This is a genomic window from Amycolatopsis kentuckyensis (genome assembly GCF_041679295.1).
In the GTDB taxonomy this organism is placed as follows: domain Bacteria; phylum Actinomycetota; class Actinomycetes; order Mycobacteriales; family Pseudonocardiaceae; genus Amycolatopsis; species Amycolatopsis kentuckyensis_A.
The window spans coordinates 88,398-112,019 of record NZ_JBGDMD010000018.1 but is presented as its reverse complement, the minus strand read 5'-3'; the positions used below and the strand labels follow the sequence as shown (position 1 = coordinate 112,019).

Here is a 23,622-nt window from a genome sequence, read left to right as displayed (position 1 = left end):
GTCGGTCCATCGCCTCACGGACGGTGCTCAGCACTTGCGCACCCGGATGTCGTCGCGCGGAGGTCGGCGGAAGCGGCGATCGGGGCGGTGCTCTTCGCGAGGGAACGGTCGAACACGGTGACGGCGAGGAAGACCGCGCCGATGCCGAGCAGGAGCAGCGCGAGGTCGTGCAGGCCGCCGGTTTCGGCAGCCGGTCCGTAGAAAGCGCCTTGCAGCGCGGAAGAGACGATCGCGCCGAGGTAGCCGGACGTGCGCAGCAGCCCGGCGGACGCGCCGATGTCGGCGGGATTCGCCTGGCGGTACACGGAGTTCTGCAGCGCGAGGCTGTTGAGCCCCTGCGGGATCCCGGCGACGAGCGCGACCACGACGAGCAGCCAGACCGCGGCGGAGGAGTCCAGCGTCAGCAGCAGCGCGCAGCCGGCGAGCTGCCCGAGCGCGGCGACGACCAGCTTGCCGCGCACCTGTTCGCGGCGCCCGCTGACCAGTGACACGAGGATCCCGGTGGCGAACAGCGGCAGCGTGGCGAGCCCGGCTTCGGCCGCCGACAACCCGCGCCCGTGCTCGAGCCACTGCGTGTAGCCGTAGAGGAAGCTGTACGCCACGACGTAGGCCAGCAACGAGCGGCCGTACGTCCGCAGCAGCGGGCCGTTGCGGCCGAGCAGCCGCAGGTCGATGAACGGGTGGGCGCAGGTCAGCTCGCGCACGGCGAAGCCCGCCGCACCCGCGACGGCGACGACCGCCAGGTACCAGTCCCCTGCGCCGGGGTGCATCAGGAACAGCAGCAGCGCGACGAGCGAGCCCGCGAACAGCGCCATGCCGGGCAGGTCGAGGTCGAACTTGCCCTCCGACGCCGGCTTGGGCGTCTTGGGGAAGCGGAGCGCGCCGAGGACGAACGCGGCCAGCGCGATCGGGATGTTCAGGGCGAAGGTCGCGCGCCAGCCGCCGACCCCGATCAGCAGGCCGCCCAGCGCCGGGCCGATCACCGAGATCGTCTGGGTCGAGATGGCCAGCACGGTGAGCACGGACGCGGGGCTGTCGCGGCCGGTGCGGTCGCTCTCGTCGCGGATCAGCCGCATCGCCGCCGGGTAGCCGGCGCACGTGCCGAAGCCGAGGACGACCCGGGCGGCGATCAGCCACCCCAGGTTCGGCGCGAGGGTGCCGAGCACGCCGGCGGCGCCGACCAGCGCGGTCGCCGGGAGGAACACCGGCCGCGGCCCGTAGCGGTCGATGAGCCGGCCGGCCACCGGCTGCCCGACGGCGGTGGCGAGGTAGAGCGCGGAGATCAGCCACGCGGTCGCCGACGCCGGCGCGCCGAACGCGACGCCGATCGGCACCAGCGCGACCGCGATGATGGTCGAGTTGACTGGGTTCAGCACCGCGCCCGAAACGAGCGGGGCCAGCAGCTTCCGGTCGAACCCGTCCCGCGTGCCCGGCCGGGCCGTCACGATTCGACGACCCGGCCGAGCAGGGCGACCGCCTCGGTCACCACCGCCAGCTCGTCCTCGGTGAGCCCCTCGGCGAGGGTCCGCGCCAGCCATTCGTGCCGGGACGCGCGGGCTCCTCGGGCGTACTCGCGTCCCTCGGCGGTCAGGAAGAGCAGCTGGCGGCGGCCGTCCTCCGGGTCGGCCTCGCGGCGGATCAGGCCGAGCTTCGCCAGCGCGGAAACGGTCGCGGCCATCGACTGCGGGCGCACCTTCTCGCCGCCGGCCAGCACGCTCGCCGTCGTCGGCTCGGTGATCGCGAGCCGGGCCAGCGCCGAAGCCTGCGCGGAGGTCAGGCCACCGACCGCCGTCGCGTCCATCATGCGCCGCCGCAACCGGCCGACGAGCACGCGCAGGTCCTGCGCGGCCGCCGCCGCGGCAGCCTTCTTCGAAGTCATATCGACAGGGTAGACTGATCAGGTAACCCTGTCGAATCTACTGTGGACTCAAGCCGGCCCGGCCGGGAAGTCGAACAGCGCCAGCACCGCGGGATCGGCGAACACGACGTTGTGCGCCACCCGCCCGCCGACCACGGTGAACACCTGCAGGGTGTGCAGCCGGTACACGCCGGTGTCGTCGCGGCAGTAGGCCACCAGCGCGGGCTGGCCGTTCGCGGCCGCGCGCGTCATGCGCCAGTCGCGGCCGCGCATCGCGAACAGTCGCTCCAGGAATCGGCCGTAGCCGTCCGGCCCGAGGTACCACAGCGGCACCGGCGGCATCTCCAGCACGACGTCGCCGGTCAGCAGCCCGACCAGGCCGGCGACGTCGGCGGCCTCGAACGCGCGGACGTACCGGTCCAGGACCGCTTCCACCGCCGAGTCGTCCGGCTCGGGCACTTCGTCCGCGGTCAGGCCGCCGAGACCCGCGCGGGCGCGCTGCAGGGCGCTGTTGACCGCGGCCGGCGTCGTCTCCAGGAAGCCGGCCACCTCCGCCGCGGTGAACTCCAGGACGTCACGCAGGATCAGGACCGCGCGCTGCTTCGGCGGCAGCGTCTGCATCGCCGCGAGCAGCGCCAGGCGCAGGGTGCCGCGGCGGGCCACGCGCAGGCCGGGGTCGTCGAGGCGCGCGTCCGGGAACGGGTGCAGCCACGGGATCTCGAACGACGGCGTCAGCGGCGCGGCCGGGTCGTCACTCGGCCGGCCGAGCCCGGACGGCAGCGGCCGCCGGGCCCGGCCTTCGAGCGCCGTCAAGCAGGCGTTGGTCGCGATCCGGTAGAGCCAGGTGCGCACGGACGCGCGGGCCGGGTCGTAGCCGTCCCACGCCTTCCACGCGCGGACCAGCGTCTCCTGCACCAGGTCTTCGGCCTCGTGCACCGAGCCCAGCATGCGGTAGCAGTGCACCACGAGCTCACGCCGGTGCGGCTCGGTGCTCGTCGCGAAGTCCGGCATGGCTCTCCCGTCGCTGGGGTACGGGAGCCGATTCTCTACAGGTCGTCGAAGTCCTCGGGACGCAGCCCGTCGAGTTCGGCGCGGAACCGGGCGACCTCGGCTTCGGTGTCCAGCACGTCGGCGGCGGGGCCTTCGGCCTCCTGCTCGACCTCCAGCTGCACCGACGCGACGTCGAGCACCTCTTCGGCGACGCTGATCGGCGCGCCCTGGCGCAGGCCGAGCGCGACGGCGTCGCTCGGGCGGGCCGACACGCGCGTGCCGGATGCGAGCACGAGGTCGGCGTAGAAGATCCCGTCCCGCACCTCGGTGAGCTCGACCGCGGCGACGCCCTGGCCGAACGCCGCGAGCACGTCGCCGAGCAGCTCGATCGTGCCCGGGCGCGGCTGCGCGATCTGCTCGCGCGCCCGCACGAGGGCCTCGGCCTCGCCGTACCCGATCATGATCGCCAGCCAGCGGCGGGCCCCGTCCGGCTCGCGCAGCAACATCAGCGGCGCCTCGCCGGGCACCGGGACGGCCATTCCCACCACCTCGATCGGGATCACGCTGACCACCGCACCCTCCGCTCGGGGACACTCCTCCGCGCGCGAGATACCCACAACCCGCGGTCGGCAACCCGGTTCCGCGCGGAAGTTTTTTCACCGCCGACTCTCCTCCGCTGCGGAGTCCCCCGGAACCCCTTGCCGGGGACTCGGGGGCGCTGTCACCGTCGGGGCGTGGAACCGACGATTTCGCGCGCCATCGACGTCCCGGCCGACGCGGGCACGGTGTGGTCGTGGGTCACCGACCTGCCCCGGATGGGCGAGCTGAGCCCGGAGAACATCGGCGGCCGCTGGCTGGACGAGCCGGGCCCCGGCGCGCGCTTCCGCGGCCGCAACCGCAACGGCGACCTGCAGTGGTGGACGCGGGTTCGCGTCGTGGCGTTCGAGGAGGACCGCCGGTTCGCGTTCGACGTGCGGACGCCGATCGGGTCGCGGGTGTCGAGGTGGGAGTACGTGCTGACCCCGACGGCGACGGGCTGCCGGGTCACCGAGAACTGGTACCGGATCGGCAGCTGGGTGGTCCGGAAGTTCATGGGGCCGCGGGTGACCGGCCGCGCCGATCGGCCGGGCTACAACGTGCGGTCGATCGAGCACACCCTCGCGGCGCTCAAGGCGCGGGCGGAGGAGCGAGCCGCGGCGGCGTGAGCCGCCTCGGCGTGACCTCCGTCGCGCTCAATTGGTCAGTCTCTTGTTGAGACCCACCTCATCCGGCTAGGTTGCTTTTTCAAACCTAGGAGGACCATGACCGACACCGCGCCGAAGCCCGGACTCGTGCTGCTGGTCGTCTCGACGGCGGCGTTCCTCGCCAGCCTCGACACGTTCATCGTCACGATCGCGTTCCCCGGCATCCGGGCCGCCTTCCCCGGCGACGACCTCGCCACGCTGTCGTGGGTCCTCAACGGCTACACCGTGCTGTTCGCCGCCTGTCTCGCGCCCGCCGGGCGGCTCGCCGACCGGTACGGCCGGAAGCGGCTGTTCCTGCTCGGCGTCGCCGTCTTCACGCTCGCCTCCGCCGCCTGCGCCGCCGCGCCGTCCATCCCCCTCCTCATCGCCTTCCGCGCCGTGCAGGCGGTCGGTGCCGCGCTCGTCATGCCGACGTCGCTGGCCCTGCTGCTGACCGCGTTCCCGGCGCACCGGCGGCCGATGGCGGTCGGCGTCTGGGCGTCCGTCGGCGCCGCGGCCGCCGCGCTCGGGCCGCCCGTCGGCGGGCTGCTCGTCGAGGCGTCGTGGCGCTGGGTGTTCCTGGTGAACCTGCCGATCTGCGCGCTGACGCTGCTGGCCGGCCCGCGCGTGCTGCGGGAGTCGCGCGACACCACCACCGGCGTCCCGGACCTGCTCGGCGCCGCGGGCCTGCTCGCGGGCGTCGGCGCCCTCGCCTACGCGCTGGTCGAAGCACCCGACCACGGCTGGACGGCGGGGCCCGTCCTGCTCGCCTTCGCCATCGCCGTCGTCGCGCTGGCCTGGGTGCCGGTGCGCTCGGCCCGGCACGCCGTGCCGGTGCTGGACCTGCCGGCCCTGCGCGTCCCGACGCTGTGGCTGGCGTGCGTGACGACCGGCGTGTTCGCGGCCGGGTTCGCCGCGATGCTGTTCGGCAACGTCCTGTTCCTGACGTCCGTCTGGCACGACTCGATCCTGGTGGCCGGGCTGTCCCTGGCGCCGGGACCGCTGATGGTGGTGCCGGTGTCGATCCTGGGCGGCCGGTTCGTGCACCGCTTCGGCCCGGGCCCGGTGGTCGCCCTCGGCGGCGTCTCGTTCGGCGCGGGCGCGCTGATCTGGTTGCTGCGCATGGGATCGACGCCCGACTACGCCGCGTCGATGCTGCCCGGTCAGCTCCTCACGGGCATCGGGGTCGGCCTGATCCTGCCGAGCCTGTCGGGCGTGGTCGGCACGGTCCTGCCGCCGGCCCGCTGGGGCGCGGGCTCGTCGATGGTCAACACGACGCGCCAGATCGGCACGGTCCTGGGGACGGCGGTCCTGGTGGCGGTCTTCGCGGGCACGCCGGACCTGACGGACTTCCGCCACGGCTGGCTGCTGGTCCTGGCCACGGCGGTGGCGACGTCGGCCGGCGGGCTGCTCATCGCCGCGCGCCGCCGGGTCGACCACTACGTCGAGCCCCAGGCCGCGTCCAGTGCCGCCAGCCCGTCGTCGATCCGCTCCACCGGGATCGAGCCGTAGCCCAGCACCAGCCCCGGTGACGGCGATCCGCCGCACAGATCGGACAGCGTCTGCACCGCCACCCCCGCGACCGCCGCCCGCGCGGCGATCGGCTCCAGGTCGGCGTCGGCCAGCGCGCACAGGTGCAGCCCCGCCGCCGACGGCACCACCCGGAGCCGGCCCGCGAACACCCGGTCCACAGTGGACACCAGACGCTCGTGGCGTTCCGCGTACACCTTCGTCGCACGGCGGATGTGGCGGGCGAAGAGGCCTTCGTCGACGAACCGGGCCAGCGCCGCCTGGGCCGGGACGTCGCCGTGCCAGTCCGAGAGCCGGCGCGCGGTGCGCAAGGCGTCGCGCAACGACGCGGGAGCCACCAGAAAACCCAGGCGCAGCATGGGAAGCAGCGTCTTCGAGAACGACCCGACGTACGCCACGCGCCCGCCGCGGTCCAGGCTCTGCAACGGCTCCAGGGGCCGGTCGGAGAACCGGAACTCGCTGTCGTAGTCGTCCTCGACGACGACGGCGTCCGCCCGCTCGGCCCATGCCAGCAGCGCCGTGCGGCGGGCCAGGGACATCGGCGTGCCGAGCGGGAACTGGTGCGACGGCGTGACGTACACCAGCTTCGTCCGCGACGGCAGCGCGTCGACGTCGAGGCCTTCGCCGTCGACCGGCACCCCGACGACTTCGGCGCCGTGCGAGGCGAACAGCAGCCTCGCCTGCCGGTAGCCGGGGTCTTCGACGGCGACGCGGTCGCCCGGCGAAAGCAGCACGCGGCACAGCAGGTCCAGGGCCTGCTGCGCGCCTTGGGTGACGAGCACGTCGTCCGCGTCGGCGCGCACCGAGCGGGAAACGCCGATGTGGCGGGCGATCGCCGCGCGCAAACCCCCGTGGCCACCCGGGTCGGCGTAGTGCGCGAAGCCGGTCCGCAGTTCGCGCCCGAGCAGCCGTCGCCAGGTCTCGAGCGGGAACAACGCCGGGTCGGGGACGCCGACGCGGAAGTCGAACTCCGGCTCCCCCGCCACCGCGGCGGCCGGCGGCGGCAGCGAGCGCCAGATCGCCTTCGGCCGCGGCCCGTGCGGCGAAGGGGCCTTGCGCGGCTTGGGCGCGGGCAGCGAACCGCTGACGTACGTCCCGGCGCCGACGCGGCCGGTGAGGAACCCGTCGGCGGTCAGCCGGTCGTAGGCGACCGCGACGGTGTTGCGCGAGACGGCCAGCCGCCGCGCCAGCTCCCGCGTCGGCGGCAGCCGCTCCCCCGCCCGCAGCCGGCCGTCGAGCACCGCGTCCCGCAGCTGGCGGTAGATCCGGACGGACAGGTCGCCGCGCCCCGCCAGGCTGACGTGGAAGTCCATCCGGCGACCCTACATTGGCCCAATCCGATGCGGGAGAATTGGATCTGGGATCGGGCCAAGTAGCGATCTACGGTAGAGCCATGACGCTGACCCAGGACCGCCCCGCGCGGCTGCTCGCCGCCGCCCAGCTGGCCGGCTCGCTCGGCGACGGCGCCTTCCTGACCTGCTCGGTCCTGTTCTTCACGCGGGTCGCCGGGCTGACGCCGGCGCAGGTCGGGCTGGGCCTGACGCTCGGCTGGGCGGCAGGCTCGGTCGCGGGCGTGCCGCTCGGCCACCTCGCCGACCGCCACGGCGCCCGCGGCTGCGCGATCCTGCTGGCGCTGGCGACGAGCGCGTCGATCCTGGTGTTCCCGTTCGTGCGCACGCCGCTGCTGTTCGCGCTGGCCGCGTGCCTCTACGGCAGCTGCCAGACCGGCCTGGCCGCCGTCCGCCAAGCCCTGCTGGCGGCGCTCGCCGACCCGGACCGCCGGACGCGCATCCGGGCCCAGCTGCAGTCGGCGGGCAACGCGGGTCTGGCGATCGGCGCCGGCCTGGGCGGGCTCGCGCTTTCGGCCGACACGGCATCGGCGTACGTCACGGTCTTCGCGCTCGACGCCGCGGCCTTTGTCGTGACGGCGGTGCTCATGGTCGCGCTCCCGCCCGTGGCGGCGTCGGTGCCGCGCGCGGGCGAGCCGAAGCTGGCCGTGCTGCGCGACCGGCCGTACGCGCTGGTCACGCTGCTGAACGCGGTCCTGCTGCTGCGGATGCCCCTGCTGAGCGTCGCGATCCCGCTGTGGATCGTCGAGCGGACCGCCGCGCCGGGTTGGACGGTGTCCGCGCTGTTCGTGCTCAACACGGTCGTGGTGGTGCTGCTGCAGGTCCGCGTGGCGGGGCGGCTCGCGAGCATCGGCTCGGCGGCGCGGATGGTCCGCCGGTCGGGCGTGCTGCTCCTGGCGTCCTGCGTGGCTTTCGCGCTGGCGGCGGCCGGGACGTCGCCGTGGACGGCGTTCGCGGTGCTGGTCGTGGGCGCGGTGGTGCAGGTGTTCGGCGAGATGCTGCAGTCGGCGGGCACGTGGGAGATCGGCTTCGCGCTGGCCCCGGCGGACCGGCAGGGGCAGTACCAGGGGTTCTTCGGCACGGGCGTGTCGGTGGCGCGCGCGGTCGGGCCGGTGCTGCTGAGCACGGTGGTGATCGGGTGGGGTCTGCCGGGGTGGCTGCTGCTGGGCGCGCTGTTCCTGGCCGCGGGCGCGGCGATGGGCCCGGCGGTCCGCTGGGCCCAGACGACCCGCACGACGGTCGGCGCGCACTGACCTCGGGCCGGCTTCGGCCACCGGTCAGACGACATCAATGAGTCATTCATGTCGCCTGGCGAAGTGAATGACTCATTCACTACATCCGCGGCGGGGCTACTCGGGCCGGGCTCGCCCGGCGCCGGTTCCGGCTGCCTCGAACCACTGGCAACGCGCGACACTAGGACTTCAGCTGCCGTGCGTTGAGGCCGTACTGCGCCATCTTCCGGTAGAGCGTCGCCCGGCCCATGCCGAGCTTCGCCGCCGCCTGCACGACCGTCGCGCCGGGCTCGGACAGGCACCGCACGATCTCGTCCCTTTCCAACGCCTGCAGCCGGCTCAACCGGTGGCCCACCGCGCTGAACACCTCGGCCGGCAGATGCCCCACATCGACCACGTCGGACCGCGAAGCCGCTTCGCGCACAACCCGACGTAGCTGCTTCGCGTTCTCCGGCCAGTCGTAAGCCGCCAACGCCCGCGAAGCCGCCGACGTGAACGTCACGTCCCGCCCGCGGTCGCGGCGGGCGAAGTGGTGGGCCAGCGGCAGGACGTCGTCCGGGCGGAAGCGCAACGCCGGGACCTCGACCACCCGGTCGACCAGCGGCCGCAGCGCCGCCGGCAGCGAACCGGCGTCCCCGGCGGTGAGCACGAACGGCGGCGGCCCCTCGCCGCGGACCTCGGCGAACCGCCGCGCCAGCTCCTCCGCCGCCCACGCCGGCAGCGCTTCCACGCCGGACACGATCACGCACGTGCCGTCCTTGGCCAGCTCCGGCGTCCACAGCGTCAGCCATGTGTCGACGTCGTCGGGCGCCGGCGGGCGCGCGTTCAGCACGCGCTCACGCGGTCGCGACTCCCGCCGCGCCAGGGACGCCAGCGCCGTCTTTCCCGCGCCCGGCTCGCCGACGACCGCGACGGCCCGGCCCGCCGCGAAGGCCGCCTGCGCCGAACCGACCGCGGTCGTCCAGGCGGGCGACAGCCGTGGCAGGTCACCGGGGTCGACGCGGTCGGCGTAGACGCGGAAGACCTCGCCGCGCGGGGTCGGCCGGGCGGTGCGGCCGGACGCGCGGGCCAGCATCAGCGCCGCGGTGTTGCCGGCGGCGGCCTGCGCGAGCGCCAGCAGCAGCTCCGACGACTGCTCCGACCACGTGGTCAGGTTGACGCTGCCGGCCAGCGACCCGGTGAGCGGGTCGAGCACCGGCACCGCCGCGCAGGTGTACCCGCGCAGGTCGGTGCAGTAGTGCTCGCTCGCCCGGACCAGTGACGGCGCCCGGTCGGCGAGCGCCAGCCCGAGCCCGTTGGTGCCCGCGTTGCTCTCGGCGAAGTAGAAGCCGGGCGCCAGGTGCACCTTGTCGAGCGAGCGGTTGATGGACGCGTCCGTGCACAGCCGGCTCAGCACCAGGCCTTCGCTGTCGGTGATCATCAGGCTGATCGGCTCGTTGGCCAGCGTCGCCTGCAGGCCGCGCAGCACCTCGGTGCCGCACTCGTAGAGCAGCGACCCGGTGTCGACCGCGCCGGAGAACACCGGCAGGACCTCGTCTTCGGGGACGCCGTAGCGCTCGCTGCGCTGCCAGGACGCTCGCAGCCGGGCCGCGTCGAACGACCGCGTGACGGACATCTGCGGGTTCTCCACTCGACCTCCTCCGGACGCGCCGCTGCGTCGGACTCCGTCCAGCCTACGTCCGCCGCCCGGGTGACGGCGGCCCGAGCTGTCTCATATCGAGACACCCGGCGGGTCCCTGACCAGCCCCGACGTCCCTACCGTCCCAGCAACACACGAAGACGTGGAGGACCGCATGTACAGCAAGGACGGCGAGACGTACTTCATCGTGGACGCGCACGTGGCGCTCTGGGACGCGCGCCCGGAGAACCAGCGGAACGTCCACGGCAAGCAGTTCATCGACTGCTTCTACGACTACCACCGCAACCTCAGCCCCGAGTCCGAGGTCTGGCCGTACGAGGACTACCTCTACCAGGGCGGCGAGCGGCTGATGCGCGACCTGTTCGAGAACGGGTACGTCGACCACGCGATCTTCCAGCCCGCCTACCTGGGCGCGTTCTACGAAAACGGCTTCGGGCAAACCGAAGAAGCCTTCACGCTCACGCAGAAGCACAAGGGCAAGCTGACCTACAACCACTTCTTCGACCCGCGCTTCGAGCAGGCCGGGATCGACCGGCTGCGCCGGGACGCCGAGCGCTTCAACCTCAAGGGCGTCAAGCTCTACACGGCCGAGTGGCAAGGCGATTCGCGCGGCTACAAGCTCGACGACAAGTGGACGTACAAGTACTTCGAAGCCTGCCAGGAACTCGGGATCAAGAACATCCACGTCCACAAGGGACCGACGATCCGGCCCCTCGACCGCGACGCCTTCGACGTCGCCGACGTCGACCACGCGGCGACCGACTTCACCGATCTCAACTTCGTCGTCGAGCACTGCGGCCTGCCGCGGCTGGAGGACTTCTGCTGGATCGCGACGCAGGAGCCGAACGTCCACGCGGGACTCGCGGTCGCCATCCCGTTCATCCACACGCGGCCGAAGTACTTCGCGCAGATCATCGGCGAGCTGCTGTACTGGCTGGACGAGGACCGCATCCAGTTCTCCAGCGACTACGCGCTCTGGACGCCTCGCTGGCTGATCGAGCGGTTCGTCGACTTCCAGATCCCGGAGGACCTGCCGGAGTACGCGCCGCTGACCGTCGACCAGAAGAAGAAGATCCTCGGCCTCAACGCGGCGGCGATGTACGACATCCCGGTCCCGTCGGAGCTCCAGCTCGCTCCGGTCGAGTCCCAGGCCGTCTCGGTGGCCTGACGTGGACGCCTACACCGCGCTGGACGCGGTCCTCGATCCGGAGCTGGACGAGCCCATCACGGACCTCGGTTTCGTCAAGTCCCTGTCCGTCGACGGCGGCCGGGTGACCGTCCACTTGCGACTCCCGACGTCGTTCTGCGCGCCGAACTTCGCCTACCTCATGGCGTCCGACGCGAAGGACGTCCTGACCGCGTTGCCGTGGACGACCGAAGTGGTGGTGGAACTGGACGACCACCACGATTCGGACCTCATCAACGCCGGTCTCGCCGCCGACGCGGGCTACCGGGGCACGTTCGGCCACGAAGCCGATCAGGACCTGGAAGAGCTGCGGGAGACGTTCCGCCGCAAGGCCCACCAGGCGGCGATGGAACGCGCCCTGACCGTCCTGCTGCGCGCCGACGAGGACGTCGACCTGCACGGCGTCACCCTCGCGGACCTCCCGGCCACTGCGCCTTCCCAGGCGTTGCTCCGACGGCGGGCGGCCCTCGGGCTGCCGGCCGACCCGGCGTCGCCCGTGCTGGTCGACCACGCCGGAACCCCGTTCCCCCGCGAAGAAATCCCGCTGCGGCTGCGGTTCGCGAAGTCCGTCCGGATTTCCCTCGAAGGCAACTCGCACTTCTGCCGCGGCCTGCTCCGCACCCGTTACCCCGAAGCTCCCGTGGAGGCAACAGCATGAAAGCGGTCCAGGTCGTCGGCTACGACTCGCCGTTGGAGATGACCGACGTCCCGTCGCCGGAGGTGACCGGGCCGTACGACGTGGTCGTCCGGATCGGCGGCGCCGGTGTCTGCCGCACCGACCTGCACATCCTGGAAGGGCAGTGGCGGGAGAAGTCGGGCGTCACGCTGCCCTACACGATCGGGCACGAGAACGCGGGCTGGGTGCACGCGGTCGGTAGCGCGGTCACCAATGTCGCCGAGGGCGACAAGGTGATCGTGCACCCGCTGATCACGTGCGGGCTGTGCCGGGCGTGCCGCTTCGGCGACGACGTCCACTGCGAGCAGTCGCAGTTCCCGGGCATCGACACCGCGGGCGGGTACGCGGAGTACCTCAAGACGTCGGCCCGCAGCGTCGTCAAGATCGACGACGCCCTGGAGCCGGCGGACGTCGCGGCGCTGGCCGACGCCGGGCTGACGGCGTACCACGCGGCGGCGAAGGCGGCGCGGCGGCTGCGCCCGGGCGACAGGTGCGTCGTGATCGGCGCGGGCGGGCTCGGGCACATCGGGATCCAGGTGCTCAAGGCGATCTCGGCGGCGGAGCTGATCGTCGTCGACCGCAACCCGGACGCGGTGAAGCTGGCGGTGTCGATCGGCGCGGACCACGGCGTCATCGGCGACGGCTCGCAGGTCACGCAGGTGCTCGACCTCACCGGCGGCCACGGCGCGGAGGCCGTGATCGACTTCGTCGGCGAGGGCGGGGCGACGCGCGACGGGATCGCGATGCTGCGCCGGGCGGGCGACTACCACGTCGTCGGCTACGGCGAGAACATCGACGTCCCGACGATCGACGTCATCTCGACGGAGATCAACCTGATCGGCAACCTGGTGGGGTCGTACAACGACCTGTGCGAGCTGATGGTGCTGGCGGCACAGGGCCGGGTGAAGCTGCACACGGCCCGGTACCGCCTGGAAGAGTTCCAGACGGCTCTCGACGACCTCGACGCCGGCCGCATCCGCGGCCGCGCGATCCTCATCCCCTGACCCCGGTCCCGCATGACGTGAATGACTCATTCATGTCGTCAGGCGACATGAATGAGTCATTCACGTCGTTTCTACTGGCTGGGCCGGGCCGCCGGGGCCTGGTGCAGCGAGAGATCCTGACCGGCGGCGGAGTCCTGGGCCCAGGCCCCGGACTCCGCCGTCCACGTCTGCCCGGCGAAGCTCACCTTGTCCACCCCCAGCGCCTCCGCGCGGCCGACCAGCCAGCTCGCGTACGCCCATCCCTGGGCCGCCGGGTGCGCGCCGCTCACCCGGGCCGTGCCCAGCTCAGCGGTGGCGGCCGCCGCCAGGTCGCCGGGCGCCGCCAGGGTCAGGTTGCGGCACGTCAACGCGGCCGGGAACTGGCCGTTGAACGCCGCCGCCATCGCGCGCGCCTGCGGCTCCCACTGCGCGTACGCGTCCGGGACGCCCGAGCGCTGGATCTCCTGGGCCGCCTCGGTGATCGGCAGCGTCTCCCAGCCCGGCAGCTTCTCGAGCTTCTCGTAGAACGCCGTCGCCGCGTAGACCGGGTCGCGCAGCTGCGCCACCGTGCCCCAGCCCTGGCTGGGCCGTTGCTGGAACAGCCCCACCGAGTCGCGGTCACCGCCCTCGAGGTTGCGCAGCTTCGACTCCTGCAGCGCCGTGGCCAGCGCGACCGTGGCCGCGTGCGGCGGGAGCCCGAGCTTCGTCCCGACACCCGCGATCGTCGCCGCGCTGTCCATCTGCTCGGGCGTGAAGGTGTACGACGTCTGCCCGGGCAGGGCCACCGTGCAACCCGGCGTCCGCACCGGGCTGCGCGTCAGCACCACCACGACGACGATCCCCGCGGTCAGCACGACGATCGCCCCCAGGAAGATCGCCACCTTCAGACCACACCCGCGCACCCTGCCCCGCTCTCACCCGTTCGCACCAGTCTGCCAAAGGCAGGACGCGGCGCACCGGGCGGAGGTTGGCTACTCCGCCCCGAGGAAGATCGGGTTCGACATCGCCACCATCGCGTTCGGCTGAGTGGTGTTCGGCCCTCCGGACGGGCGACGGACCTCGACGCGCACCCACCGCGAGTAGCGCGGATACGTCGTCCACGTGACCGTCGCCGCGCCGCCGTCGCCGATCGTCTCCGTGTGCTCCGGCCCCAGCTGGTCGAGGAACGTCACCGTCGTCCCCGGCACTCCGGCGACCACCGCGCGCACGGTCACCGGCGTCCCGGTGCCGGCCGGCAGCCGCTCGCCGATCCCCGCCGTGCGCCCGCTGCCGGACACCGTGAAGTCCAGCTGGACCGCCGACGACTCGGCCAGCCACGACCGGCCCGCCTTCAGCCCCTCGAGGAGTTCCTTGCGGCGCAGCCGGTCGGCGAGGACCACGGTGTGCGGCAGCGCGACGCGCTGGTCCGGGTTGTGCGCGTCGGAGTCGCCGATCGCCGGGATGAACCGGCCGCCGCGCAGGAGCCCGTCCCAGTGGATGACGCTCGCCTCGTCGTCCTGGGTCCACGGCCCGTTCCAGACCTCGACCAGGTCGGCGATCTCGTACGCGAACTCGTAGGTGCAGCCGAAGCAGTTGGCGAACGGGTGCGCGGCGGTGACCAGGCCGCCCGCGCGGTGCACCTGGTCGGTGAAGCGGCGGAAGTCCCGCGGGTCGGCGGCGCGGTAGCGCCAGTCGATCCACGTGCCGGCGGGCAGGCCGATCGCGGGCCAGTGCCCGGACCTCGTCGTCACCTCTTCGCCGTTGAGGATCAGCAGGTCGTCGGTGGCGTAGTTCCCCCAGACCAGCTGCGAGCTGGACGTGTTGTGGTCGGTCGAGACGATGAAGTCGAGACCCGCGGCGCGCGCGTCGGCGACCAGCTGGTCCGGGGTGCGGCGGCCGTCGGAGTGGACGGTGTGCAGGTGGCCGTCGCCGCGGTACCAGGCGCGGCCGCGCTCCCGGGCGGGCGCGGCCTCCGGCGCCGGCTTCGGCACGAACGGAGCAGCGTCGGGCCCGAAGGTGAGCGTGATGTCCACCTTGTAGTTCAGGCCCTGCGGCGCGACCGTGTACGGGCCGAGGATGACGTGCCAGCGGCCCGGCTTGATCGGACCGGCGAGGTAGCCCGGCGTGGCCTCGGACGCGCTGATCGAGAACCGGTCGCGGAAGCCGCCGGACCAGCCGCGGAAGCCGCGCGCGTTGCCCAGGTCGTGGCCCTCCGGGCCGAACATCCCGATGTCACAGGCGTTGCCGCGGGTCCCGGCGGGCACCGGCGGCTTGTCGTAGGAGTAGACGACGTCGATCTGCCGGACCCCGCGCGGGACGTCGACGGGCAGGTAGTACCAGTCCGGGACGTCCGGCTTCAGCGTGCCGGTGACCGTCCGGGTCTGGCTGCCGGTGCCGCCCGGCTGGTCGGCGAACGCGACGCCGGGAAGCAGCCCCGCTGCCGCCGCCACTCCACCCGCCAGCAGCGCGCGCCGGCCGAAGTCCCCAGAACTCATGCGTACCTCCGCATCGAAAGACAGCCTGACGCTAGGTGAGCGACGCGAACGCGGGCGCGAACCGGCGGTGAACTTCCGCCGTCGGGTCAGCGCCGCGAAAGGATCTTGGCGAGCGCGACGACGGTGACGGCGGCGGCCAGCCCGAGCCGCGTGCGGTCGACCGCGGGTACCCAGGTCACCGCGTCCCCGCGGACGACGAAGGCGCCGGCGGGCCGGGCGAACACCCCGAACCCGGCGCCTTCGCGCACGGGCAGCGCGCCGGTGTCGTCGCCACCGCCGCCCCCGCCACCGAAGACGGCCGCGGCCGGGATGACGACGGTCCCGTCGCGCTCCACCGGATCGCCGTAGACCAGCTTGGCGGTGAACAGGTCCCGCGCGGTCGCGGCCAGTTGCCCGAGTTCCATCAGGCCATGATGGCGGAGTTTTCACCACCATCGGGTGTAAACCCGAGGTATCCGGGGCATTAACTACCGACACCTCTTTCCAAGGGGTGTGCGTACCGAGGGGAGACCGCGATGACCTTCGATTTCGTCAGCCGTTGGCTGGGCAGGCATCGCGACCGGCCCGGGGTCAGCGTGGACCTGTCCTGCGGCGGCCGGGTGACCCTTCGCGAGATCGACGGACAGCCGGTGCTCGCCATCACGACGGCCCCGGGGCCGGACGGACGGTGCAGCGTTGCCGCGGTTCCGCTGTCGGAAGCCGAGCAGCGCGAGCTGAGCCAGGTGCTGGAGTCGGACGTCCTGCTCGCCTCCTGACCCACCCTTATCTTCGCTTCACCGGATGTTTCCCCAGCCGTCGCCGCCGTAAGCTGCGCAGCGTGCTTTGTGAGAGTCCTCGCGAGAAAAGCGGCCCCGGCGGTGTGGCGCGGGTCGCTTTTTGTGGGGTCTCCACAACGCAGCCGCCTCGGCATGCGCCATGGCGGACATTGGTCTACCCCTCGGTAATCCAGCAGGGTGTAGACAGGTGCAGGCGACGCCCCAGGACAGGTGCGTCGCCTTCTGTGCGTGGGTACTTGGGAGGCTCAGCCGGTGTTCAATCGTGTCGCCATCGTCAACCGCGGAGAGGCCGCGATGCGGCTCATCCACGCCGTCCGGGATCTGTCGGCGGAAACCGGCACGAAGATCGAGACGGTCGCCCTCTACACCGATGCCGATCGCACCGCCACCTTCGTCCGTGAGGCCGACCTGGCCTACGACCTGGGGCCCGCTTCCGCCCGCCCCTACCTCGACCTGGCGAAGCTCGAACGCGCCCTCGTCGAGACGAAGGCCGACGCCGCGTGGGTCGGCTGGGGCTTCGTGGCCGAAGACCCGGCCTTCGCGGAACTGTGCGAGAAGGTCGGCGTCACCTTCGTCGGGCCGAGCGCCGACGCGATGCGCAAGCTCGGCGACAAGATCGGCGCCAAGCTGATCGCCGAAGAGGTCGGCGTGCCGGTCGCGCCGTGGAGCCGCGGCGAGGTCGCCACCCTCGAGGACGCGCTGAAGGCCGGCGAGCAGATCGGCTACCCGCTGATGCTCAAGGCGACCGCGGGCGGCGGCGGGCGCGGCATCCGCATGGTCGCCTCCGGCGAGGACCTCGCCGACGCCTACGAGCGCACCAGCCAGGAAGCCCTGCGCGCCTTCGGGTCCGGCGTCGTGTTCCTCGAGCGCCTGGTCACCGGCGCCCGGCACGTCGAGGTCCAGGTGATCTCCGACGGCGGGACGGCGTGGGCGCTCGGCGTCCGCGACTGCTCGGTGCAGCGGCGCAACCAGAAGATCATCGAGGAGTCGGCCTCCCCCGTCCTCTCGCCCGAGCAGACCGCCGAGCTGAAGGCGTCGGCCGAGCGGCTCGCGGTCGCCGTCGGCTACCGCGGCGCGTGCACCGTCGAGTTCCTCTACCACCCCGGCGAGAAGCTGTTCGCCTTCCTCGAGGTCAACACCCGCCTGCAGGTCGAGCACCCGATCACGGAGATCACCACCGGCACCGACCTGGTCCGGCTGCAGCTGCACGTCGCCGGTGGCGGCAAGCTCGAAGGCACCCAGCCGGCCGAGCTCGGCCACGCCGTCGAAGCGCGCCTGAACGCCGAAGACCCGGACCGCGACTTCGCGCCCTCCCCCGGTCGCATCGCGCGGCTGGCGCTGCCCGCCGGCCCGGGCATCCGCGTCGACACCGGCGTCAGCGAGGGCGACACGATCCCCGCCGACTTCGACTCGATGATCGCCAAGATCATCGCCTACGGCCGCGATCGCGACGAGGCGCTCGGCCGCCTGCGCCGCGCGATGGCCGAGACCACCGTGATCATCGAGGGCGGCGCCACCAACAAGAGCTTCGTGCTCGAGCTGCTCGACCAGCCCGAGGTGATCGACGCGAGCGCCGACACCGGCTGGATCGACCGCGTCCGCGCCGAAGGCCGCCTGGTCACCCACCGGCACTCCGCGGTCGCGCTCGCCGCGGCCGCCATCGAGGCCTACGAGGACGAGGAAGAGGTTTCCGTCCAGCGGCTGCTGGCCACCGCGCACGGCGGCCGACCGCAGGTCCAGCACGAGACCGGCCGCCCGCTCGACCTCAAGCTCCGCGGCGTCGGCTACCGCGTCAGCGTCGCGCGCATCGGCCGGAAGCGTTTCCGCGTCGGCGTTTCGGCCGGGACGTCGGAGGTGCACCACGCCGACGTCGAGATCGACCGCTTCGACGCCCACAGCGGCCGGATCCGCGTCAACGGCCAGGCCTTCCGGCTGGTGGCGGCCACGCATGGGCCGATCCACCTCGTCGAGGTCGACGGCGTCACCCACCGCGTCAGCCGCGACGAAGGCGGCGTCGTCCGCTCCCCCGCGCCCGCGCTGGTCGTCGCGACCCCGTTGGCCGTCGGCGACGAGGTCGAGGCCAACGCGCCGATCCTCGTGCTGGAAAGCATGAAGATGGAAACGGTGCTGCGCGCGCCGTTCCGCGCCCGCGTCCGCGAATGCCCGGTGTCGGTGGGCAGCCAGGTCGAAACCGGCGCGCCGCTGATGCGCCTGGAGCCCTTGGCCGACGGCGCCGAGGACGAGGTCGCCGAGGAGACCGAGACCGTCGAGATCGACCTGCCGGCCGAGGCGGCGGACGTCTCCGCGGCCGACCGCGTCGAGCGCGGCCTGCAGGACCTGCGCAGCCTGCTGCTCGGCTTCGACGTCGACCCGGGCGAGCGCAAGCGCGTCCTGGCGGCGTACGTCGCGGCGCGGACCGAGCTGGGCGGCCGTCCGGTGGAAGGCGAACTGGAGCTGCTCACCGTCTTCGCCGACCTGTCCGAGCTGAGCCGCAACACCCCGGGCGGCGAGGACACCGTCCCGAACGGTGCCGTGCACAGCCCGCGCGAGTTCTTCCACAGCTACCTGCAGAGCCTCGACGTCGAGCGCGCCGGCGTCACCGAAGGCTTCCAGGCCAAGCTGACCAAGGTCGTCGGCCACTACGGCGTCACCGACCTGGAGCGCACGCCGGAGCTGGAGGCCGCGGTCTTCCGGATCTTCCTGGCGCAGCAACGGACTTCGGCCGACATCGCCGTCGTCTCCGAGCTGCTGCGGCAGTGGCTGACCGGGCCGCCGCCGGCGGAGGCGCTGAGCGACCGCGCCGGCCGGACGCTCGAGCACGTCGTCGAGGCCACGCAGGTCCGCTTCCCCGCGGTGTCCGACCTGGCCCGCGGCGTGGTCTTCCGCTGGTTCGCCCAGCCGCTGCTGCGCCGCCACCGCGCCGAGGTCTACGCCGCCGTCCGCACCGAGCTGCGCTACCTCGACCAGCACCCGGACGCCGCGGACCGCGCCGAGCGGATCCAGGCCATGATCACCGGCTCGCAGCCCCTGGTCCGGCTGATCGGGCAGCGGATCGGCCGCCCGGGCCGCGACCACGCGCCGCTGCTGGAAGTGCTGACCCGCCGCTACTACGGCAACCGCCGGCTGACCGGGGTCGCCGTCCGCGACGCCGGTGGCTCCCGCTGGCTGACCGCCGAGCTGAACACCCCCGACGGCGCGCTGCCGCTGGTCACCACGGCCGTCGACTTCGCCGCCCTGCCCGACGCGCTGCGCGCGCTCGGCGAGGTGGCCACCGACGGCGTCGTCGCCGACCTGTACCTGCGCTGGGAGGACCAGCCGGACGTCGACGCGACCGCCGAGCGGCTCGGCGCGCTGCTGGCCGAGCACGGGGTGCCCGCGAGCGTCCGCCGGATCGTGGTCACCGTCGCCGGCACCGGCGGCGCGGTGATGCACCACCACTTCACCTTCCGCCGCGACGACAGTGGCTCGACTGGCTTCGCCGAGGACCGGCTGATCCGCGGCCTGCACCCGCAGATCGCGAACCGCCTGCAGCTGCAGCGGCTGCACGAGTTCGACCTGACCCGGCTGCCGTCGGCGGACGAGGAGATCTACCTCTTCAAGGCCGTGGCGAAGAGCAACCCGGCCGACGAGCGGCTGATCGCGATGGGCCAGGTCCGCGACCTGACGCCGTTGCGCGAAGCCGACGGCCGGCTGGTGGCGCTGCCCGCGCTCGAGGACGCGGTCACCGCGTGCCTCGACGCGATCCGCAACATCCAGGCGCAGCGGCCGCAGAACAAGCGGTTCGACACCAACCGGATCATGATGTACATCTGGCCGCCGACGGACCTGACGACGGACGAGCTGAACACCCTCGTCCAGCGCATCCTGCCGACGTCGGTGGGCGCCGGGCTGGAGGAGGTCCAGTTCCTGGCCCGCCGGCGCACCGACGCGGGCAAGCTGGCCGAGCTCGCCGTCCGGATCACCTTCGACCCCGGCCACGGCGCGCGGCTGCACGTCGGGCCGCCGTCGACCGAGCCGGTCAAGCCCCTCGACGACTACCGCCTGAAGGTGCTGCGCGCGGCTCGGCGCGGCAACGTCTACCCGTACGAGCTGACCGACCTGCTCGCCGGCGCTGAGGGCACCTTCGCCGAGCACGACCTCGACTCCTCGGGTGTCCTCGTGCCGGTCGACCGGCCGAAGGGGCAGAACAGCGCGGCGATCGTCGCCGGCGTCGTCACGACCCCGACCGCGCGGCACCCCGAAGGCGTCACGCGGGTCGTGCTGCTCGGCGACCCGACCAAGTCGCTCGGGGCGCTGTCGGAGCCGGAGTGCTCGCGCGTCATCGCGGCGCTCGACCTCGCCGAGCGCATGCAGGTGCCGCTGGAGTGGTTCGCGCTGTCCTCGGGCGCGCGGATCTCGATGTCCTCGGGCACCGAGAACATGGACTGGGTCGCCGCGGCGCTCAAGCGGATCGTCACGTTCACCCAGGACGGCGGCGAGATCAACATCGTCGTCAACGGCATCAACGTCGGCGCCCAGCCGTACTGGAACGCCGAAGCCACGATGCTCATGCACACCAAGGGTGTCCTGGTGATGACGCCGGACTCGGCGATGGTCCTCACCGGCAAGCAGGCGCTCGACTTCTCCGGTGGCGTGTCGGCCGAGGACAACTTCGGCATCGGCGGCTACGACCGCGTGATGGGCCCGAACGGCCAGGCGCAGTACTGGGCGCCGAACCTGCCGGCCGCGCGCGAAGTGCTGATGGCGCACTACGACCACACGTACGTGGTGCCGGGTGAGACCGGGCCGCGCAAGGTCGGCACGAACGACCCGGTCGACCGCGACGTCTCGGCGTTCCCGCACGCGATCGTCGGCAGCGACTTCACGACGGTCGGGGAGATCTTCTCCGCCGAGCACAACCCGGACCGCAAGAAGCCGTTCGACATCCGCACGGTGATGCGCGCGCTGTCCGACCAGGACCACCCGGTGCTGGAGCGCTGGGCGGGCATGGCCGACGCGGAGACCGCGGCGGTGCAGGACGTGCACATCGGCGGCCGCCCGGTCTGCCTGGTCGGCATCGAGTCGCGGTCGGTCCCCCGCCGCGGCTTCCCGCCCACCGACGGCCCGGACACCTACACCGCGGGCACACTGTTCCCCCGCTCGTCGAAGAAGACGGCCCGGGCGATCAACGCGGCGTCCGGCAACCGGCCGCTGGTGGTACTGGCGAACCTGTCGGGCTTCGACGGCTCGCCGGAGTCGCTGCGCAAGCTGCAGCTGGAGTACGGCGCGGAGATCGGCCGGGCGATCGTCAACTTCGAGGGCCCGATCGTGTTCACCGTGATCTCGCGCTACCACGGTGGCGCGTTCGTGGTGTTCTCCAAGGCGTTGAACCCGAACATGACGGTGCTGGCGCTGGAGGGCTCGTTCGCCTCGGTGCTGGGCGGCGCCCCGGCGGCGGCGGTGGTGTTCGCCGGCGAGGTGGCCAAGCGCACGGCGAACGACCCCAGGGTGACGGAGCTGCAGGCCCGGGTAGCGGCGGCCGACGCGCCTTCCCGGGCGGCGTTGAGCGCCCAGCTGGCCGAGGCCCAGTCATCGGTCCGCGCGGAGAAGGTCAGCGAGATCGCGGCGGAGTTCGACAAGGTCCACAGCATCCAGCGAGCGGTGGAGGTCGGCTCGGTGGACGCGATCATCAGCACGGCCGAGCTGCGGCCGCGGATCATCGAAGCCATCGAGCACGGCTTGAAGCAGTAGGGAGTCGCTCGTGCCGGGGCCGGTCACCGAGGTGACCGGCCCCGGCTCGCGTACGGGATCTCCACGCCTTCCCAGGCCGGGAGGATCCGGCCGGGCGTGACTTCCGTTCCGGCGTCACCGATCTTCGTCGAGTAGGGCGCGCCGAGCGGATCGGTGTAGGAGAACCCGAACACGGCGACGCCGCGCCCGTACCCGGCCGGAAGGACTTCCTCGCCGCCGGCCGGAATCGGCGTCAGGTGCAGCGGATCCGCCCAGCCGCCGGACTTCCGGCCCGCGGCGAAAACGTTCGTCGCCGGTCCCCAGCCGACGTTGACCACCCGGATGGTCCCGTCCGGCTCGCGGAACGCCACGAGCACGGGCATCCGCTGCTGCCGGGCCCGGTCCCGCTCGGCCCGCCGCGCCATCCGGAAGAGAACGACGTTCAACACGACCGCGGCCAAGGCGATGCAGGCACTCGCGACCGCGGACACCGACGACCAGTTCATCGTTGCTCCTCACTACCGGTTCGCCTGTCGAGTCGTCCCGATCACCCGCTCCGTGACAACAGTCGCGACTTTCGGGGGTATGGCGGTTTTGTCCCCGCCGACACACTGTCCGTGCCGGTACGGTGACCACGGGTGCCGGCCTCCATCCGTGCGGCGTGAGGAGATCCCCCGATGGCGTCAAGGTCCCTGTCCCGGCTCGCCCTCGCGGCGACCGGTGTCCTGCTCACCACCCTGCTCGGGAGCCCGGCCACCGCGCAGCCCGCGGACACGCCGGTGTTCTGGCGCGTCCCGGCCACCGCCGCCCAGGCGCAGGCCCTGACGAACGCCGGCTTCGACGTCGAGGAAGGGGACGCCGGTGCCGTCTTCGTCGTCGGCGGGCAGGCCGTCGCGAACCAGTTGCGTGCCCGCGGTTTCCGGCCGTCCTACTACGACACCGTCTACAAAGAACTTCCCACGCAGGGGAATTCCCTGGCGGCGGACACCTACTACGGCGGGTACCGCACGGTCACCGCGCACGAGAACCACCTCACCGCCGTCGCCGCCGCGCACCCCGACCTGGCCACGAAGTACACCATCGGCCAGTCGTGGAAGAAGACGAAGGGCCAGGGCGGGCACGACATCCAGGCCCTCTGCCTCACCAAGAAGCAGTCCGGCGACTGCACGCTCTCGACGACGTCGCCGAAGCCGAAGTTCTTCCTGATGGCCCAGATCCACGCGCGCGAGCTGTCGACCGGCGAGCTCGCCTGGCGCTGGATCGACTACCTCGCCGACGGCTACGCCACCGACGCCACCGCGAAGTCCATTTTGGACACCACCGAGGTGTGGGTGGTGCCGATCGCCAACCCGGACGGCGTCGACATCGTCGCCTCCGGCGGCAACTCGCCGAAGCTGCAGCGCAAGAACGCGAACAACTCCCGCGGCAGCTGCACGGGCACGAACATCGGCGTCGACCTCAACCGCAACTCGACGTTCAAGTGGGGCGGCGACTCGAACTCCGCCTGCGCCGAGACCTACCAGGGCGTGAGCGCGGGCTCGGAACCCGAGGTGCAGGCGCTGGAGAAGCTGGCCCGCGCGATCTTCCCGGACCAGCGCGGCACCGGGAACAACGACCCCGCGCCGTCGACCGCCAAGGGCACGATGATCACGCTGCACAGCTACGGCAACGACATCATCATCCCGTGGGGCTTCACGCAGGCCACCTCGCCGAACGACGCGCAGTACCGGCGCCTGGGCGCGAAGTACTCGGCGTCGAACGGCTACCTCGTCGGCACCAACGAGGAGACCGTCGGCTACGACACGAGCGGCACCACCGACGACTTCACCTACGGCGAACTGGGCGTCGCGAGCGTGACGTTCGAGGTCGGCGGCTCCAGCGGGACGTGCGGCGGCTTCCTGCCGAGGTACACCTGCGTCGACAGCACGTTCTGGCCGAAGAACAAGGGCGCGCTGATCACCGCCGCGAAGGCCGCGGCGGCGCCGTACCAGCAGTGA

General features: G+C 72.5%; 19 protein-coding genes. 9 read left to right on the top strand and 10 right to left on the bottom strand.

All coding sequences use genetic code 11. The features are described 5' to 3' along the window. Positions 1 to 14 precede the first annotated feature (14 nt). From ACERZO_RS47180 to ACERZO_RS47165, 4 genes are read right to left on the bottom strand one after another with little or no spacing between them, the layout of a single operon-like run. Positions 15 to 1,445 (bottom strand): MFS transporter, encoded by a 1,431-nt coding sequence (locus ACERZO_RS47180; protein ID WP_372672528.1) that lies wholly within the window; start codon positions 1,443 to 1,445, stop codon positions 15 to 17. Next, positions 1,442 to 1,879 (bottom strand): MarR family winged helix-turn-helix transcriptional regulator, encoded by a 438-nt coding sequence (locus ACERZO_RS47175; RefSeq protein WP_372672527.1) that lies wholly within the window; start codon positions 1,877 to 1,879, stop codon positions 1,442 to 1,444. Before ACERZO_RS47175 ends, ACERZO_RS47180 begins: the two co-directional genes overlap by 4 nt. Positions 1,880 to 1,927: 48 nt before the next feature. Further along, positions 1,928 to 2,869: a sigma-70 family RNA polymerase sigma factor gene (locus ACERZO_RS47170; protein WP_372672526.1), complete on the bottom strand. Its 942-nt coding sequence runs from the start codon at positions 2,867 to 2,869 to the stop codon at positions 1,928 to 1,930. Between the two features lie 35 nt (positions 2,870 to 2,904). Next, a complete protein-coding gene (locus ACERZO_RS47165; RefSeq protein ID WP_086683989.1) occupies positions 2,905 to 3,420 on the bottom strand; it encodes a bifunctional nuclease family protein in 516 nt (171 codons plus the stop codon). A gap of 162 nt (positions 3,421 to 3,582) precedes the next feature. Between ACERZO_RS47165 and ACERZO_RS47160 the strand changes: the two genes are divergently transcribed. Further along, complete coding sequence (locus ACERZO_RS47160) at positions 3,583 to 4,053, top strand: SRPBCC family protein (protein WP_372672525.1); 471 nt, start codon at positions 3,583 to 3,585, stop codon at positions 4,051 to 4,053. Positions 4,054 to 4,149: 96 nt separating this feature from the next. Further along, a complete protein-coding gene (locus ACERZO_RS47155; RefSeq protein ID WP_372672524.1) occupies positions 4,150 to 5,583 on the top strand; it encodes an MFS transporter in 1,434 nt (477 codons plus the stop codon). Here the strand turns inward: ACERZO_RS47155 and pdxR are convergent. Beyond that, positions 5,511 to 6,914 (bottom strand): MocR-like pyridoxine biosynthesis transcription factor PdxR, encoded by a 1,404-nt coding sequence (gene pdxR / locus ACERZO_RS47150; protein WP_372672523.1) that lies wholly within the window; start codon positions 6,912 to 6,914, stop codon positions 5,511 to 5,513. The two genes, ACERZO_RS47155 and pdxR, sit on opposite strands and share 73 nt — an antisense overlap. An 80-nt stretch (positions 6,915 to 6,994) precedes the next feature. Here pdxR and ACERZO_RS47145 point away from each other — a divergent pair, with 80 nt between their 5' ends. Next, positions 6,995 to 8,203 carry an MFS transporter gene (locus tag ACERZO_RS47145; RefSeq protein WP_372672522.1) on the top strand — a complete coding sequence of 403 codons (1,209 nt, stop codon included), beginning with the start codon at positions 6,995 to 6,997 and terminating at the stop codon, positions 8,201 to 8,203. 160 nt (positions 8,204 to 8,363) lie between these two features. Here the strand turns inward: ACERZO_RS47145 and ACERZO_RS47140 are convergent, their stop codons facing one another. Next, the gene (locus tag ACERZO_RS47140) at positions 8,364 to 9,812 is read right to left on the bottom strand and encodes a helix-turn-helix domain-containing protein (protein WP_372672521.1); all 1,449 of its coding nucleotides are present in this window, start codon (positions 9,810 to 9,812) and stop codon (positions 8,364 to 8,366) included. 163 nt (positions 9,813 to 9,975) lie between these two features. Here ACERZO_RS47140 and ACERZO_RS47135 point away from each other — a divergent pair, with 163 nt between their 5' ends. Genes ACERZO_RS47135 through ACERZO_RS47125 form a run of 3 tightly spaced genes read left to right on the top strand, consistent with a single transcriptional unit; the run spans position 9,976 to position 12,687 of the window. Continuing rightward, the gene (locus ACERZO_RS47135) at positions 9,976 to 10,989 is read left to right on the top strand and encodes an amidohydrolase family protein (RefSeq protein WP_372672520.1); all 1,014 of its coding nucleotides are present in this window, start codon (positions 9,976 to 9,978) and stop codon (positions 10,987 to 10,989) included. Between the two features lies 1 nt (position 10,990). Next, complete coding sequence (locus ACERZO_RS47130) at positions 10,991 to 11,665, top strand: iron-sulfur cluster assembly protein (RefSeq protein ID WP_372672519.1); 675 nt, start codon at positions 10,991 to 10,993, stop codon at positions 11,663 to 11,665. Beyond that, positions 11,662 to 12,687 carry an NAD(P)-dependent alcohol dehydrogenase gene (locus tag ACERZO_RS47125; RefSeq protein ID WP_372672518.1) on the top strand — a complete coding sequence of 342 codons (1,026 nt, stop codon included), beginning with the start codon at positions 11,662 to 11,664 and terminating at the stop codon, positions 12,685 to 12,687. Before ACERZO_RS47130 ends, ACERZO_RS47125 begins: the two co-directional genes overlap by 4 nt. Positions 12,688 to 12,758: 71 nt before the next feature. Here the strand turns inward: ACERZO_RS47125 and ACERZO_RS47120 are convergent, their stop codons facing one another. The 3 genes from ACERZO_RS47120 to ACERZO_RS47110 all read right to left on the bottom strand — a co-directional run bounded on the left by ACERZO_RS47120 (position 12,759) and on the right by ACERZO_RS47110 (position 15,544). Next, positions 12,759 to 13,547 carry a hypothetical protein gene (locus tag ACERZO_RS47120; protein ID WP_444843247.1) on the bottom strand — a complete coding sequence of 263 codons (789 nt, stop codon included), beginning with the start codon at positions 13,545 to 13,547 and terminating at the stop codon, positions 12,759 to 12,761. 90 nt (positions 13,548 to 13,637) lie between these two features. After that, positions 13,638 to 15,140: a CehA/McbA family metallohydrolase gene (locus ACERZO_RS47115; RefSeq protein WP_372672517.1), complete on the bottom strand. Its 1,503-nt coding sequence runs from the start codon at positions 15,138 to 15,140 to the stop codon at positions 13,638 to 13,640. Positions 15,141 to 15,226: 86 nt separating this feature from the next. Next, on the bottom strand, positions 15,227 to 15,544 hold the full coding sequence (locus tag ACERZO_RS47110; RefSeq protein WP_372672516.1) for a hypothetical protein: 318 nt from the start codon (positions 15,542 to 15,544) through the stop codon (positions 15,227 to 15,229). Positions 15,545 to 15,655: 111 nt separating this feature from the next. On the opposite strand from ACERZO_RS47110, the gene ACERZO_RS47105 reads away from it, so the two are divergent. Both ACERZO_RS47105 and ACERZO_RS47100 read left to right on the top strand, forming a co-directional pair. Next, the gene (locus tag ACERZO_RS47105) at positions 15,656 to 15,895 is read left to right on the top strand and encodes a hypothetical protein (protein ID WP_372672515.1); all 240 of its coding nucleotides are present in this window, start codon (positions 15,656 to 15,658) and stop codon (positions 15,893 to 15,895) included. A 273-nt stretch (positions 15,896 to 16,168) separates the two neighbouring features. After that, positions 16,169 to 21,646, top strand: coding sequence for an ATP-binding protein (locus ACERZO_RS47100; RefSeq protein ID WP_372672514.1), 5,478 nt, complete (start codon positions 16,169 to 16,171; stop codon positions 21,644 to 21,646). Between the two features lie 23 nt (positions 21,647 to 21,669). Here ACERZO_RS47100 and ACERZO_RS47095 read toward each other — a convergent pair whose 3' ends face one another. Further along, positions 21,670 to 22,131, bottom strand: a complete 462-nt coding sequence (locus ACERZO_RS47095; RefSeq protein WP_372672513.1) for a hypothetical protein — start codon at positions 22,129 to 22,131, stop codon at positions 21,670 to 21,672. Positions 22,132 to 22,302: 171 nt separating this feature from the next. Here ACERZO_RS47095 and ACERZO_RS47090 point away from each other — a divergent pair, with 171 nt between their 5' ends. Continuing rightward, positions 22,303 to 23,622, top strand: a complete 1,320-nt coding sequence (locus ACERZO_RS47090; RefSeq protein WP_372672512.1) for a M14 family zinc carboxypeptidase — start codon at positions 22,303 to 22,305, stop codon at positions 23,620 to 23,622.